General features: G+C 56.8%; 13 protein-coding genes and 2 pseudogenes. 7 read left to right on the top strand and 8 right to left on the bottom strand.

Annotated features, from left to right (window positions below; translation table 11 throughout):
* Nucleotides 1-4 precede the first annotated feature (4 nt).
* The 3 genes and pseudogenes from OKW37_RS01060 (at nt 5) to OKW37_RS01050 (ending at nt 2370) form a co-directional block, all read left to right on the top strand.
* Entirely contained in the window at nt 5-481 is a 477-nt protein-coding gene (locus OKW37_RS01060) for a bacteriohemerythrin (RefSeq protein ID WP_090812330.1), read from the top strand.
* A gap of 520 nt (nt 482-1001) precedes the next feature.
* Nucleotides 1002-1641: pseudogene (locus OKW37_RS01055) on the top strand (IS6 family transposase).
* A 375-nt stretch (nt 1642-2016) separates the two neighbouring features.
* The gene (locus OKW37_RS01050; protein ID WP_143037340.1) at nt 2017-2370 is read left to right on the top strand and encodes a hypothetical protein; all 354 of its coding nucleotides are present in this window, start codon (nt 2017-2019) and stop codon (nt 2368-2370) included.
* 717 nt (nt 2371-3087) lie between these two features.
* Here the strand turns inward: OKW37_RS01050 and OKW37_RS01045 are convergent.
* From OKW37_RS01045 to OKW37_RS01025, 5 genes and pseudogenes are all read right to left on the bottom strand, one after another.
* A complete protein-coding gene (locus OKW37_RS01045; protein WP_429401507.1) occupies nt 3088-3408 on the bottom strand; it encodes a CcdB family protein in 321 nt (106 codons plus the stop codon).
* Nucleotides 3408-3650 (bottom strand): type II toxin-antitoxin system CcdA family antitoxin, encoded by a 243-nt coding sequence (locus OKW37_RS01040; RefSeq protein WP_244145174.1) that lies wholly within the window; start codon nt 3648-3650, stop codon nt 3408-3410. The genes OKW37_RS01045 and OKW37_RS01040 overlap by 1 nt, the downstream gene beginning before the upstream one ends.
* A 398-nt stretch (nt 3651-4048) precedes the next feature.
* Nucleotides 4049-5530: an ISNCY family transposase gene (locus OKW37_RS01035; RefSeq protein WP_429401505.1), complete on the bottom strand. Its 1482-nt coding sequence runs from the start codon at nt 5528-5530 to the stop codon at nt 4049-4051.
* 320 nt (nt 5531-5850) lie between these two features.
* Nucleotides 5851-6324 carry an RES family NAD+ phosphorylase gene (locus tag OKW37_RS01030; RefSeq protein ID WP_429289683.1) on the bottom strand — a complete coding sequence of 158 codons (474 nt, stop codon included), beginning with the start codon at nt 6322-6324 and terminating at the stop codon, nt 5851-5853.
* A pseudogene (locus tag OKW37_RS01025) lies at nt 6321-6750 on the bottom strand (antitoxin Xre/MbcA/ParS toxin-binding domain-containing protein). The gene OKW37_RS01030 and the pseudogene OKW37_RS01025 overlap by 4 nt, the downstream one beginning before the upstream one ends.
* Nucleotides 6751-7195: 445 nt before the next feature.
* Between OKW37_RS01025 and OKW37_RS01020 the strand changes: the two are divergent.
* The gene (locus OKW37_RS01020; RefSeq protein WP_158608233.1) at nt 7196-7351 is read left to right on the top strand and encodes a hypothetical protein; all 156 of its coding nucleotides are present in this window, start codon (nt 7196-7198) and stop codon (nt 7349-7351) included.
* A 637-nt stretch (nt 7352-7988) separates the two neighbouring features.
* Here OKW37_RS01020 and OKW37_RS01015 read toward each other — a convergent pair.
* Nucleotides 7989-8309 carry a helix-turn-helix transcriptional regulator gene (locus OKW37_RS01015; protein WP_429401737.1) on the bottom strand — a complete coding sequence of 107 codons (321 nt, stop codon included), beginning with the start codon at nt 8307-8309 and terminating at the stop codon, nt 7989-7991.
* 936 nt (nt 8310-9245) lie between these two features.
* On the opposite strand from OKW37_RS01015, the gene OKW37_RS01010 reads away from it, so the two are divergent.
* From OKW37_RS01010 to OKW37_RS01000, 3 genes are all read left to right on the top strand, one after another.
* Nucleotides 9246-9923 (top strand): nuclear transport factor 2 family protein, encoded by a 678-nt coding sequence (locus OKW37_RS01010; protein WP_429401502.1) that lies wholly within the window; start codon nt 9246-9248, stop codon nt 9921-9923.
* A gap of 64 nt (nt 9924-9987) precedes the next feature.
* A complete protein-coding gene (locus tag OKW37_RS01005; RefSeq protein ID WP_429401500.1) occupies nt 9988-11865 on the top strand; it encodes a CocE/NonD family hydrolase in 1878 nt (625 codons plus the stop codon).
* Between the two features lie 376 nt (nt 11866-12241).
* On the top strand, nt 12242-12445 hold the full coding sequence (locus OKW37_RS01000; protein ID WP_429401498.1) for a hypothetical protein: 204 nt from the start codon (nt 12242-12244) through the stop codon (nt 12443-12445).
* Between the two features lie 104 nt (nt 12446-12549).
* Here OKW37_RS01000 and OKW37_RS00995 read toward each other — a convergent pair whose 3' ends face one another.
* Entirely contained in the window at nt 12550-12834 is a 285-nt protein-coding gene (locus tag OKW37_RS00995) for an RES domain-containing protein (RefSeq protein ID WP_429401496.1), read from the bottom strand.
* 13 nt (nt 12835-12847) lie between these two features.
* Nucleotides 12848-14650 carry a tannase/feruloyl esterase family alpha/beta hydrolase gene (locus OKW37_RS00990; RefSeq protein ID WP_429401494.1) on the bottom strand — a complete coding sequence of 601 codons (1803 nt, stop codon included), beginning with the start codon at nt 14648-14650 and terminating at the stop codon, nt 12848-12850.
* Nucleotides 14651-14680: the final 30 nt, after the last annotated feature.

Here is a 14680-nt window from a genome sequence, read left to right as displayed (position 1 = left end):
GAAGATGAAAGACCTTGTATCGAAAGACGCTGAAGCCCCTGTGCGGGAAAGTGATAATAGCCTTGCGTGGTCAGATGCGCGGCTACTCGGGTTCACACCGATGGACGATGTCCATGAAGAATTCTACAGAGTCGCGCTAGGGCTCGTGGCTTGCACCGATGCGAGCGCCCTCGCCGCTATCGTGGAGTTCGAGAAACACGCCGTTAGCCATTTCGAGCAGGAAGACGAATGGATGCGCACGACGAACTTTCCGCCGCGCGACTGCCACATCGAAGAGCACGAAGCCGTGCTGAAGTCGGTGCGGGACGTCAAAGCAGCGGTCGAAGCAGGGCAGGCCGGTTGCGCGCTGGTGCATGACATCGGCTTGCATCTGTACAGCTGGTTTCCAGGGCACGCCGACTACATGGACTCGGCGCTTGCGGCGTGGATGACGAAGCAGACGATGGGTGGAAAGCCTGTTGTCTTGAGACGGACGATTTGAGCTTTGTTCAGTTACGTTTTGAATAGCGCTAATCAAAACCCAAGTCGCAGTAGTGCCTTCCGGAAACCGGGCCCCTTAAGTAAGAGCTGACCACGCGCGGTATTTTAGATGGGGTCGGCCGGAATCTGTGAAGCTTTGCCGAATTACCTTTAAGCGCCTGAGTTGGCCGTCAAATCGAAGTTGATCGTCGGAGCGAGTAGCGGCATCTTCCACTGGCGGTCGCAGAGATAGGTCGACGCAGTTGATGAAGTCCCTGCGGCATGGCGCTACCATCTCGAGCACGCTGGCGTCGACCCGATAGCACTACGCCCGCAATTCTTTGATTCGCGCGGCATCTACTGCACCTTGGCAGGAGATGGTTCGTTGCAGTGAGCTGGCTCTACTACATGACCTCACGCTGCTTGTGCCGAACGTTCTCGGCATGACGTCCCGGCGGGCCGCTACCTTTGCGATAGGGTTCTGGTGCAAACAGTGAATGTGATCGGTTAGAGTGCTGCTTCCTCGATCTCATGATTCGATAATGAGCAAGCTTAAAAACATGGGCGATCTGTTCTCAGGCCGTCACTTCAACCGCGATGTGATCATTCAGTGCGTGCGCTGGTATCTACGCTACAAGCTCGCCTGCGTGATCTCGTCGAGATGATGGCCGAGCGCGGCCTGTCGCTCGCCCACACAACGATCCTGCGTTGGGTGAAGCGTTACACGCCGGAGTTTGTCAAGCGCTGGAACCGTTTCGGCACGCCTGCGGGAACGTCGTGGCGCGTCGACGAAACGTACCTGAGAGTCCGCGGTAAATGGGTCTATCTTTATCGGGCAGTAGATCGGGCGGGTCAGACGGTTGACTTCCTGCTCAGGGGGAAACGCGATGTGAACGCGGCCAAAGCCTTTTTCAACAAGGCAATCAAACATCTGGGGCGGCCGCCGCAAACCATTACACTCGATGGCTATGCCGCCTCACACCGTGCTGTGCGCGAGATGAAGGCCGACGGCCTGATGCCAGATGGCACGAAGGTTCGATCTTCGAAATATCTCAACAATCTGATCGAACAGGACCATCGCCACATCAAGTCCCGGACCAATGCCAATTCAATCTCGCAAAGCTCGGCCTCAAAGATGCCACTGTACCCACCGTATGGAATGCGGTCCTGTCTTATCGATAAGGTATCCTTTTTATCGAGACCTTTTCGTCCAGACAGCCTATTTGCACCAGAACCTTCGAAGCTACCGAATACGACGAGCGCACCGGCTATCCGACCAACAATAACTATGCGGAGTATGTGGTACCGGTGCATGCAGATCAGCCGGAAATCGATGTTCTGCTCCTCGACTACCCGGATCTCCATTTGAACGACTTCGGCGCTCGAGGTATCGGAGAAATCGGCACGACTGGCTTGGCTTCAGCGGTCGCTAACGCGGTTCATCACGCCACCGGTGTGCGGGTGCGAGACCTCCCGATAACGCTAGAGAAGATCGCTGGTCGACTGAACTCCTTTGCTTGAATGAAGTCGGCAGGAGCCGTTTCGAGTACCGCCCTCGTGGAAGTGTTCAGATTCTTCAACCGTCCCTGGCGAGAGCAATCAGGACCGAAGCGCTGGCGCGATGAAAATCATAATCAAAGCGATGGATCAAAAACTCGAAGGGCCGGCAGGCAGCCTTCTGCAGGCGTTTCGCCACTTACCGCCTGGACCAGGAAACAGAATAACGGCGTGGAGACCAACAAAAAATTCCTCGACGTGAGCTGCTCACTGCGGCCCGGCGCTTCGAACTGCTGGCCTTTCCTGAAGATGAGCGTGAGGCAACACTGCGGCGATCATGAGCGGCTCGGCGTGGCAGTGCTCATGATCTATCTGCGTTATCCCGCAGCGTGGAGTGTACTGGCTGCTCACTGAGCCGCTGACCGACTATCACGACGCACCGGAAATCTCGCGCCCTGTCGCTAGTTAGGGGGGGAACAAAATTAGTTGCAAAACAGGAACAAATTTCCTTGAACCGACGGGTGCTCCCATCCGACTCTCCGTCGCGTGTGAAGTTTACATAATTACAGTGATCACTTTTCGTGAACTTTTTAGTTAAAATTGTGCGCTCCGGATCCGATTCTGTTTTTCCTGTTGAGCCAACCTACCGCGGGCGGAGCCTGAACAGCGCGGCGCTGCCCGTCAGCACGCGGCAGCGCCCGTCGCAGGCTAACGGACATGCCGGGTAGGGCGCGCATTCGTGGTGACTTTCCCGGATGCGGTCAAGCGGGAACGGCTGCTTCCTCGGTGACTGATTCAGACGGGCCGTTCCTGGCCGGAGATGCGTGAACTGCCACGACAGAATTCTTTAACTTCCCACGCAGGGACAGCGATTCGCGCATTGAGCGCCCGGGTTTCGATGTTCCGGTTGGCGCACCTTACTCCTGTAAAAGCTCACCATTCGCAAAGATTAACAATTGCAGATTCGCAACTAACCGTCTGTGGCAACTGCTCACACCACAAAAGCAAACCCGGCTTGCAGCGAAAGGGGCGATTCTGAAGATCGAACCAGGCGCCTTGTGACCGGCGATCACAGCGCCGGACCGGCGCTGAATCGTCACGTCGCTGGCTATCGCGCTGCATTGCTGTCGGTCAGAATGCACCGAAGATCCGGTCGAGCGCCGCCAGGATGGCTTCACGTTCATCCGAAAGAGAACCGATGCGTTTGCCGAGCGCGTTCAGAGGAACTGCACTCATGCCGGGCGTATCAAGGAAACATTTTTCGCCATTAACCTCGAAAACCGGCAGCAGATCGGATGGTTTGCCCGAAAAAGCGAGATGCTCGACAGGTCGCAGAGGGATCACAATGCGCGTCGGCAAAATCCCAACGTGCGCGATCTGTATGTCGAGCAGGTACGGCGCGAGTCTCCGCGTCTCTTTGTCGGGGTTGACGTAGAGATCGAACCGCGCCATTAGAACGTCCTGAATTTCGCTAGCGGAAGCCCGTCGCGATCGACCATCGCACTGTAGGCGGCGACCAATTCGGCGTTGTCATCGGCCCAACGGCGAGCCTCCGCCTCCTGAATTTCTTCCCGCACACCGCGCTCGCTCGCTCGCGAAAGGTTAATCCCCAGCTCCTTGGCCCGATCCAGGACTTCAGGCGGCAATGTGACGTTTGTGGACTTGCGCGGTCGAACTTCGAGTGCCTTACCCATGTGCCCATCCACGTTGCATTTTATGTGCATTATGGTCCACACAAGCGACCCGCGGCAAGTCTGCTTGATTCGGACTAGCTGCGTCTTGTTTCCATCAACACACCAGGCATCCGTCTGATCCATTTTGTATGCGGGATCAACCCGTGACCTTCGTCGCTCCGCCGGCACGGCCGAGTTGGTCCACGACGTCATTTTTCGAAGCACGGTTCAGGTCAGCAAATTGAGTCGTGTTCCTGTTGAGCCGGGTAGCCAGACCTTTGGCGCTTATAGAGACGTACCATCAACAGCGGATCCTTGATGTTTTAAATGCACCACGTGTCGAGGCCATTCTGAAATGTCCGCTTTCCGGCTAAGTTGAAATGTCCAGGTTTGGGGGGGTGTTTCTAACGCTTTTTGTCTCACACATTGTTGAAGGACGACGCCTGAACTGGCAGGGCGCTTAGGTCTGCGTCGACCACCTTTGCAGACCGACGGCCAGGTTTGCGTGGTTGTTGCGTTTGCCGCTGCTGCGACTGTTCCAGAATCACACCATTGATATCGGCCTGCGTGAACTCGCGTTGCTTCTTCTTGCCTGGCGAGCGGCTTTGAACCCTCGTTGCGACGCCCAGGTGGGTTCGCGAAGGCGCTTTGCCGATCCGGCTGTTATCGCGTTGAGCCTGGATCACCTGCGAGACCTGAAGCACGTGACCCAGCCGCTTATGCTCAACAACCGCGCCCTGGTCAACTTCGGTCAGCCGGTCGTACTGTTTGCATGACAGTGCACGACCATCGGCGCGGAGTTCGATACGCCCGTCCGGATACTCCCACACGTCGATGTAGCGGCCGATCAGTTTGCGGTGCCCGGGCGTGTCGTCCAGCAGATACATGACGCGGTCATACCGCACAGTCAACGACTTGCTCACCTTGCGCGGTTCGCGCCACGTGAGCACCAGATCAAGATTCTCGTCAGCCCTGAGTGGGCGGTGAGCATCGAAGCCGCTCTTCGGTGGCTTCGCGAAGCGCACGTTGTAATTTGCCATGAAGGCAGACGCATACGCATTGGCTCCGGCAGCCGTGCTGATGCCACGCAACCGCAATTCTTTTACGAGCCGGTCCTGCAACGTCAGGTGTGCCCGCTCGACGCGCCCCTTGGCGGGGCTACTGTTCGCGCAGAACGTGTCGATGTTCAGCTCGTACATCGCCCGGCCGAAATGGGTCACGCTGCTGCCATCCCTGTTCGCGCCGGTCTTGCGAAACACGCTGTACTTGTCGCTGTAGAACGCGACGGGCTTGCCGTGGCGTTCAATGTACGCGCGCGTCGCCTCGAAGTAGCTGAAGGTCGACTCGGTGGCTGTGAAATGCAGCATCATCAGCTGGCTCGTTGCATCGTCGACGTACACCAGCAGCGAGCAGGCCGGCGCCCGTTCCTCGAACCACCGGTGATCGCTGCCGTCGATCTGGATCAGCTCGCCCAGACACGCGCGCCGCGCGCGTGGCTGGTAGACCTTCGGTGGTCGCTGCCGGCGGGGAACCCAGAGACCTGCATCCGTCATCAGGCGCCTGACCGTCTCCTTTGCAAGCCGGATGCCGTGACATTCGTACAGCTTCTCGCAGGCCAGCGTGGGCCCGAAATCGGCATAGCGCTCACGGATGATCGAGAGTGCCCGATCAGCCGTCATCGCGTCCAGCTGGTTGTTGCTGGGCTTCGAGCGCCGACGCGACACGAGACCTTCCGGTCCATGTTCGCGCAACCGTCCAACGAGACGGCGAACCTGCCGCGTCGTCAGCCTGAGCCGTTCCGCCGCGCGCCAGGGCTTGAGCCTGCCGTCGGCGACGTCCTGAATGACCTTGAACCTGTCCAGTTCGCGCATCGTCATCGTTATCCGTTCGGTCGCAGCCATGGAAGCCTCCCGCGCCGAAACGCCGGCGGCCGGTCAGCTTACGCTGCGAAAAAGCGGACATTTGAACTTGGCTAAAAGCGGACATTACAACTTAGCCTCTACACCACGAAATGGTGATAAATTATGTTATGTCAAATTGTCGGGGCGATTGACAAAAACTGACAGCCGTGTCGGCGCTGGCAACCAGACAAGGAGAATATAAGACGGCGCTGCACTGGCCATTGCGAGCGGCGAGTGCGAACTAAACCAGAAGCGACGCCCTGGTCATCTCCCTCGAGGAGCAAAGCGTCGAGGCGAGGCTAGCCGACCACCATCATGATCTAGGAGTGTCCGACCGACGGCATCACAAAGAGGCGTTCGTCCCACACCACGGGTTGCGGCTCGGTCACGGCAATCCGCGTCGCGTCGGGGTGTGCGGGATTGACCAGCACGTTGAACTCTGCACGGACCACGACGGAAGGTACGATCAGGAGCGCGGTACGCGACTCGGTCAGCCAGGCGTCGCCGAACACCCTTGCCACCTGCAGTGCTGGCGCATCCCATCCCCCCGGCAACGATTCGGCCGAATGGCGTTCGACGCGAATATCGTCGGGAACCGCTGCTTCAACCCATCCGTGTGTCTTCGGTACCTTGCCGATGCGCGCATGAACAAGAACCTCGAGCATCGCACCGGCGAAGGTCGACGCGGCGTAGATGACCGGTCGCCCCGGGCTATTGAAGCGGCCGCCCACCAGCATCGCGCCGGTGCCACTCCAGACCGTGTGTCGAGTGTCGGCGATTCGAAACAACTTCACGCCGGCAACCCGTAAAACAGTTTCCAGAGCAGCTCTTCGACCCGGCGCGCGCCGAGCTCGGTCAGCGCAACATCGAGCGGCGCCCGCCCTTCGAGCTCCGCGGTGCGGCGTCGACAGGAATTCCCGCGCGTCCTCTTCGTCGTTCCAGACGTAGGCCGTCGTCGCGACGATCCTGGCCAGCCGCTCAGTCTTTTCCGATTCGTCTGGCGTCAGCCGATCGCGACGCCGCTTATAGGTCGCTTCGGGGATGATGCGGGCAAGTAGCGCACGCCGGGCGTCGGCACCCTGCGTCGCATGTTCGACGCCCGCGCGCAGCGCGGACTTGGGCAGGCCGTCGCGGACAAGTGCCTCGAGTTCCGCGAGCGTGTGAGGGACCTGCCGCAGTTCCATGACCGCGGCCACTGCTTCAGGCGTGATCAGTGACATGCGACTCCCGACTAAAGTATCAGTTGATGCCTAATGATAGCGCAATTGATACCGTCCGCAAACCCATCTTCGATCTAGCGGGCTCCAGCGGGGAGACTGCCGAAGCGGTCTCCTCGACATCGTCCGTGCCTGCGAGAATCGCCCCGGCCTACAGAAATCTTTCATACACGAAACGCTCAAGCAACTAAGCATCCGCTCGCGACAGGATGTCGCACCGGGCACACGGATAAACCATTTATAGTGCACTGCACAAGCCCGTGTGATTGGCAGGTGCGATCTGACGGTCGTGTTATAGTGCACTGCACAATCTCCGTCCGATCGGCAAGTGCGATCTGACGACCGCGTCCGGCGTTGCCGGGTTGCGGACAGACATGCCGCTGAAGGTGAATCGCCACGCCTGTCAGCTACGCCCAGTTTCTGTCTACATCATCAAAATGAGGTCCCTGTGAAATACCTTCCCCGCATCGCCGCGTCTGGAGCACTCCTGGTCGTCGCTCTCGGTATCGTCACCTTCGCCCAGATCAAGTTCGCGCCGCAATCCGCAGACAACAACCCGGTTGCACGGATCGTCCTGAACGTCGAGTCGCAACTGAACGGCTGAGCGACTCCACCGCTGTATGTAGCCCGCGCCCCACAGGCAAAGGCAGGCAAAGAAAACCCGCCAGGCTCCGAAGAGAACTGGCGGGTTTGAGCTACTGATTTCGGATTCACACGCCAGGCGATGGTAACGGAGTTGACGCCTGCTCAGTCTCCTCCAGCGATCAGTCAGCCTCCATGTCCACGGCATCGAACACCTTGGCAGGTCACCAATCGTCAATTCGAGACGCTTCATTGTGGCCTCGTGAGACAGGCAATCGTCCCCCTCGACGTTTCGATCATCAGAAACTTAAAGGAGCGTGTCGCCACACTGATCCAGCGCAAGCCAGCCCTCCCCGCCTTGCGCAAATTGTCACCGCGCAACCTGAAGGCATGGCCGAATCCAGAATTTGTGCAGCAGCCTCCTGCACAAATTGAAACCCCTTCGGCTTGGTAAACATAGGATTGCGAATTAATCTTCGATCATTTCTTTTATGTCAAGTAACTAATGCATCTTAGGTCAGCCTCCCCTGGATTGCGCCGTGTTGCTGTCCCTTCCGAGCAGCGAACCACTTGCGATCCGTATCGTGTGTGGCCCTTTCAGATCGACGCGAGGTCAGCAACTGCTGGTGTGAAAACAAACTGGCTGCGCAAACAATCTGTTACTTAGATTTATTCAATTGACATGAGGGCGGGACTCCAAAGCGTCTGCGGAACGCGGAGGAAAAATGACTTAAGCTAGAGAAGCCGAGCGACAGTGCAATGTCGGTGAGACTTGCATTGTTCGCATTTATCAATGACTTCCCAACGCTAAGCCTTCTATCAAGGATATACCTATGTGGCGTTCGACCAGAGAGATTCTCGAACTGACGCACAAAAGAACTCACACTTCCTTCGAAGCCGACGCATCGAACAATCTCCCCGATCGTCAACGGCGAACCAAGATTGCTTTCAACATAGTCGAGCGCTCGATCAAGAGACATCCTGTTGCGTCCTGACTTCGAGAAGTCAGCGTTCCTCTGCGGACTGAGGATTGATAGCCGACCAAGCAAGGAGACCGCGAGGCATTCTCCGTAAGAAAGTCCGTTGGGAGCTCCGTTCTGATTGTCCCTATACAATTCTCGAACAAGGTCGCTGCAGAACTTATCGCGCAGTCCAACCATCAGTCGTTTCGGTTCAACAGGTAGCGACAAGTCAATGTCGCTACCCGACGGACTGCTAGACAACCAGTTAAGATCGACTAGGATGTTCAAGCTCTCCTGCTCGCGTCCCAGCCAACGAACGGTCGCGTCCCAGCCGTTTGGCGTAACGACAATACTCCCGGATGATGAGTCGGCCGTTCGCCAACAGCCTTCGTTGCACCGATACTCGATGTATAGGGGAGTAAGCATCAACGTCAGGCAGACCTGAGAGCGCAGTTGCCCTCTCATCTCGGTCGTGCCGACTTGCTGATGCGTCACCTGGATGCCCTCCCACGCAGACTTTCTGGCGAACTGTCGCGGCACTGTCTCGTCTACAGGCATTTCACATCTCCAGGTCGATGCCAAGCCTATTCTGTCATCCAACGTTCGCGCATGAGATTGACGTTTACGCTGATTCAACCCATTGGGGGAAGACGTCGCTAGTTCTTCAAGTGACGGGGCGCTTCGAAGCCAACACGGGTGAAAGCGAAGAGAGGCGAGACCGGATCCAGCCTCGGGGGGTTCTTATCGTTAACGCGGACATTTGTATCAAAAATCAGGTTTGCTTACGCCAAACTGACGCATGAAATTTTTCGGAAGCGCAACACACAGCTTATCGCCAATCTGTCCTTCATCTCACATCCGGCCGATTTATCTGGCGAATGCCGATGGGACTGATCGTAGAAACGCACAAACGATGAGGCGCCCGCGCGGCTTTTCATGTTGAAGGGGACAAAGATGCCAATTTCGAAGCGAGAATTTTTCCTCAAAAGTGGTGCTGCCGTCGCATCGGTCGCGGCGTTTCAGACACTTGCATCGTGTGGAGACGCTTCAGCGTCTGCGCCGGCTGCGAGTAGCGACAGTAACGATTTAACAAAACGAATTCAGGCTTTAGAGGCGGAAAGAATTATCCGCATGAAGATCGCTTTGTACACGAGAGCGTGTGACCGGCTCGACTTGAATCTAGCCGCTAAATTGTTCGCCCCGAATAGTACTGCGGATTATGGGACAAATCCGCTCACGGGAGCGGCTATATTCAAAGGATCGGGCCAAGGTCTCATGGAGTGGCTACACCAGGTTGATTCACAGATTTATGCCGCAGGTGGCCAATTCCAACACGTCGCAGGCCAGTCATACATTGCAGTAAACGGTGACCATGCCGCTTCCGAAACATACGGCTACGCCATCGTCATCTCAGCGCCCACCAATGGGACGACAAACGTGTCCGTCAGTTTGGCCCGTTATCTTGATGCGTGGCAATTTATCGCCAACGACTGGTTCATCGTGAATCGTGTCGTCACTTCCGATGGCGGCTATACCGTCTCTACCAACCTACCGGCATACCCGCGCTATAACTTTGCGACCGATATGACCGACCCTTCATATGCCATTCTCGGCACCGTAAGCGGCAGCTAAATCGCGCAACAACAAGCGCCGGAAATCGGCGCACTCAATCGTGCAACGAGGCAAGGAGACAAAAATGGCTGGTCAAAAGGCAATCGTTGCCACGGGTCTTATCGTCACTACCTGCGCTGTAACATCGGGTTGTCACGGAGATAACCCAAATAGGGCGGGGCCTAGTTCGACAGTCAAAGAAGGGGTCGCCTGCTCAGTGGAATCGGTCGCAATGCGAGACGGCACTAAGCTATATACAGAAGTCTATACTCCGGCGCGCGGCGGGAAAACACCTACTATAGTTATAAGGAATCCATATGGCGTTTCACAGGGCGACGGTTGTTTCACCGGGCTTATAGGCCCAGCTGCTGTCAAGTGGGTGGACAACGGATATTCAGTCGCTATGCAGGAAGTGCGCGGGACGAGCAAATCAGAAGGCGCAATGAATCCATTCTTCCAAGAGCAAAATGATGGGTACGATGCGATCGAATGGGCGTCCAAACAGCCGTGGTCCACTGGGAAAGTCGGGACACACGTCGGCTCCTATTTAGGCGCGACCCAGTGGCAAGCCGCAATCACATCCCCGCCTAGTCTAGTCGCAATCACTCCGTCGGTGACGCCCGCAGACTACCGAGATGATTGGATTGCGCGTAACGGCGTGTTCGACCTGCAATTTGCACGGGGCTGGGGCCTTGGCTTTGTAACCGACGCAATCCAGAATGCGGGCAAGAAGAATCAGCAACCGCAAAGCACCATTGACGCGAGCGTGACAGCTTGGACTGCTGCATTGAAGCAGAATTTTGGTTGGATCACAAGCTTGCCCCTGGATTCGACCTGGAGTGCGACCGCGAGGACATATGCTCCGTTTTTTTGGGACTGGTATGCGCATCCGAGTTACGACGACTATTGGGCGACGATCGACGTGTCCCAGCATATGGCCAACGTGAAGGTGCCTGCGTTGATCAGCGGCGGCTGGTATGACTTGTTTGCCGAAGGAACCATTGATTCTTATTTGCAATTCCAAGCCAATGCCGGTTCGCAAGCTGCCAAAGACGAGACGATGCTCGTGATGGACTGCTGTGGACACGGTTCTCTGAGTGCCAATTCGACGCAGATAGTCTGGGGACAGAAAAAAATCGACATTGGGCAAAACGTGCCGTCAGATCTCGATGTAAGGTGGATGAACAAATACACTAAGGGCGACAGTTCCATCGACAGCGAGCTTAGAGTTCAACTAACGGTGTTGGTCCCACCGGACTCGGGGACCCAAGGTGACAATTTTGTCTTCAAAACATCGGCGTTTCCTGTTCCCGGTACGCAGTACGAATCCCTTGCGCTCGGCAGCGGAGGAAAAGCGAACACATCGACAGGAAACGGTGTTCTCCTAGCGAACTCATCTGCGTCGGGTGCACCAGACAGTTTCACGTACGACCCGAACAACCCGGTTCCGACCGTAGGCGGTAATTCCACAGGCCAAGCGCTCGACCAGAGTGAGGTCGAAAAACGAAATGATGTCCTTGTTTACACCGGTAGTCCGCTTTCGGCGCCGAAAGCAGTGATAGGAAAAGTATCGCTGAAATTCTGGGCGCAGACCTCTGCCGTCGATACAGACTTTACCGCGAAGCTCGTTGACGTGCATCCGGACGGTTATGCCCACAACGTGGTTGATAGGATCGTGCGCGCCAAATTTCGAAACGGTTCTAAGTTGCCCCCTTTGAGCGTGCCGCCGAACACACCCGTCGAATACAACCTTGACCTCGGATACACGGCGACCATGTTTAAGCCGGGACACCGGATTCGACTCGAGATATCGTCATCAAATTTCCCTCACTACGCGAGGAATCTCAACACAGGCGATTCCGAAGGGGGGGCGGCCCCCGTAGTTGCGAACCAGACGGTGTTCCACGACTCGACGATGCCAAGTACGTTGACCTTGCCGGTCGTCCCGGGTTTGCAGCCTTGAGCAGCCGTTGGGTTGACTAACGTCAACGGGCACACAACCTTCTCTCAAGTCCAGCAATTACCTTTTAAGCCGGCGCCACGCGCCGGCTTTTTTTACGGTGCATTCCGCGGGTGTCACGTCCCTCTCAAGGCTCCGGCCTCAATGCAAGAGCGCTACTCTGCTCGACACGTGGACGCTCGAGTCCGTCAGGCTCGCCGAGCGCGAGTTAGCGCGAGGTGATCTGGTCGAACTCGGCAGCGATGTCTTGCGACCGCTTTCGCGGGAAGCCCAGTTTCTCTCCTATCGAATGAGCGATAGGAACGTCGAGAAGGTTAGGAGCTTTCGCCGATGAGGGTCGGGTCGCTGGCTAATGGGCGTCGGCAATGGCCGATTCCCGTTGAAAGCTACCCAGATCATGCTGGATTCGGTGCGCTTGGAGATTCTTTTTAAAGAGCGCTTCAACACCATCGAGCGGCTGTTCGGCTGGGAAGACAAGTTTCACCGTCTGCTATTGCACTTCGAGCGCCTCAGCCCTCTTCAGTACGCGTTCAAGACAGTCGTCTACACGATGATCAACCTACGGCACTACTGCCGCATCTAATCGAACGGCGTCGCTGAGGTTTTCAGTTCCGGCGCAGTGCGTCGTGATTCAGCTCACGCGTACCTTGTCTAACTCACCATTTTCATCTGAATCCCGCCTTCAATTCAGTCTTGTCGCAAACGGTTGCAATCCTGCCCATACGGTGAAAACCCATTATGGCCGATCACATCAAAACCTGCAGCCAGTAGATAGTGTGCACGCAACGGTGAATCCCGGACCAGCATCTCCAGGAGTGCCAGCGATTGCATATGCGCCGCGTACACCATCGCGACGCCTTCGGGATTCCACCGATCACCGTATAGTCGTCGACCTTCTCCTGGTCGGCGCTGCCGGCGCCGGCAGAATCCGTCGACGGCAGGTCTTCTTCCCTGCCGTTGTTCGATGACCATCGTCCGTTGCCCCCTAGTTCGTTGCGCACACGTAGTTGCTGGCTAGCTCACCGCCAGCGGTACCGGAGCCATTAAATTTCGGATACGTCCCGTAGCGACACATCGGCTTCGATGCAACGACGCTATAGGGCGGCAGCGCTTGGCGATTCTCGAGCGTCATCTGGTCCGCCGGCTTCACCCCTTTGTCGACCCAATTGTCGATCTGGGCCAAAAGGTCCACTCGCCCCGGCGTTCCCCACGTAGGCGCATTCGCCGTGCCAGCAGGCAATCCTCCGGAGGTGTGTCCGAGGCCGGTGGTCACATAGGCAGAGAAAAACTGGCCAACCGTATCCTTGCCCATCTTTGCAACGACTGCATCCCAGAAGTTTAAGCCGGTCCTGGCACTCTGGCCTTTGTCCCCAAGGTCTTCGCGGAGAATCAATTTGCCGCCGTGCTTATAGAAGGCAGTCAAATCCGGATTCGTCGCGTCAATCATGTTAGATACTTCGAGAACACGCGCCTGGAAATCGGCCGGATTGTAGTTGAGCGCGTTGAAGTTAGGATCTTTCGCGATAAAGAAGCGCGCGTAGTAGCTGCCGAACTGGTAACTGCGTCCTATGCCAGTCGTCGTATCTGGCGTTGCTGTCGGAGCGGCAGTCCCAGCTATCCAGAATGCCATATTGTTCGGGATGTCTTCACTTCCCGGCACATAGCCCGCATAGGCGGTAATTCCATTAGCCAACGCGAATGGGAACTGATAGCCGTTGTATGCGGATTTTAGAACGTTCAACTGACCGTCCGAAAAACAAGTGCTGCCTTCGTCAGCACCGGACGCGCACCGTTTGGCCGTGAGTGCAGCAATCGCGACGCTAGCCGTACACGCCTTGTAATTGCTGACCACATTGTCTACGATGCCGTCCAATGCGTCGCAAGCCCCGTCTATCGTGTTCTGGACCAACTGCGTCTTGTTTCCAAGCCAGCTTCCGGGTGCACTCTGAAGCGCTCCAAAGCTGTTCTGGGTCGTCCAAAGCGCGGTAGCGTTCATCACGGGGTCAATCGCTACGACTCCATCAAAGTCGTTCGGGTACCGCTGGACCATCATCATGCCCTCCCGCCCGCCTTGCGAACCGCCAACGTAATAACTATGGTTAGGTTTCCTTCCGTAGTAGAGAACTCCGAGCTGGACGGCAACGTCGTTGGTCTTTTTATACGCCGCGTACGCAAAATTGGTGAGTGCCTCGTTGTTTAGCGCAAAGGCAGCAGGGTGGACTGTCGAGCTGTTCTCATGCCCGGAGTCAGTACCTGCGGTCATGTACCCCTGAGTCAGCGGCAGCGGGACGTTGGGGCCAGCGTTGTAACTCGCGCCGAGACCAGTGACTAGCACTCCGTTGTAGCCGCCCCCTCCCATCTGCAGCTTTTTGCCATTCCAGGCCGTGGGCAGATTAACCTCCGACTTGATCATCGGCGCGTTCGGGTCGACGGGCTTGATGTCGACAAGAAGCTGACAGTATTCAGGTGTACCCTGCACAATGGTAGTTCCGGTCGAGTCGGGCGCATCGGCGACCGCCCTCTCATAGACAGCAGAAGTAACGACGGCCCCCGTCGTCGGTTCACCAATAGCGGAGGCGTCTATCGTTTTTCCCGCGAGTGCGGCGCAAGTCTGTGAATTCTGGACCGGCGAACTCAAGTGCGAATCGCTGCCCCCACTACATGCCGTCAGCAGCGCACTCGTCGTTAAGGCGAGCGCAATTCCAGCGATGGCCGTCGCTCTTTGCGCCGCGAGTGCCGGATGGCTAGGCGCTTTCGCCAGCTTTAAAATATTTGTTTTCTCTCTCATTTGCTCCTCCATGGACAGGACGTCTAATTG

Source organism: Paraburkholderia sp. MM5482-R2 (assembly GCF_050436125.1).
Lineage (GTDB): Bacteria > Pseudomonadota > Gammaproteobacteria > Burkholderiales > Burkholderiaceae > Paraburkholderia > Paraburkholderia tuberum.
Note: the sequence above shows the minus strand (reverse complement) of the source record. Positions and strands in the feature narration are given on the sequence as shown.

Excerpts from the sequence above, each read along its gene's own strand:
- OKW37_RS01060 (WP_090812330.1), top strand. The coding sequence starts at position 5 with ATGAAAGACCTTGTATCGAAAGACGCTGAAGCCCCTGTGCGGGAAAGT.
- OKW37_RS01045 (WP_429401507.1), bottom strand. The coding sequence starts at position 3,408 with ATGGCGCGGTTCGATCTCTACGTCAACCCCGACAAAGAGACGCGGAGA.
- OKW37_RS01040 (WP_244145174.1), bottom strand. The coding sequence starts at position 3,650 with ATGGGTAAGGCACTCGAAGTTCGACCGCGCAAGTCCACAAACGTCACA.
- OKW37_RS01035 (WP_429401505.1), bottom strand. The coding sequence starts at position 5,530 with ATGGCTGCGACCGAACGGATAACGATGACGATGCGCGAACTGGACAGG.
- OKW37_RS01015 (WP_429401737.1), bottom strand. The coding sequence starts at position 8,309 with ATGTCTCTTGATCGAGCGCTCGACTATGTTGAAAGCAATCTTGGTTCG.
- OKW37_RS01010 (WP_429401502.1), top strand. The coding sequence starts at position 9,246 with ATGCCAATTTCGAAGCGAGAATTTTTCCTCAAAAGTGGTGCTGCCGTC.
- OKW37_RS01005 (WP_429401500.1), top strand. The coding sequence starts at position 9,988 with ATGGCTGGTCAAAAGGCAATCGTTGCCACGGGTCTTATCGTCACTACC.
- OKW37_RS00995 (WP_429401496.1), bottom strand. The coding sequence starts at position 12,834 with ATGGTCATCGAACAACGGCAGGGAAGAAGACCTGCCGTCGACGGATTC.
- OKW37_RS00990 (WP_429401494.1), bottom strand. The coding sequence starts at position 14,650 with ATGAGAGAGAAAACAAATATTTTAAAGCTGGCGAAAGCGCCTAGCCAT.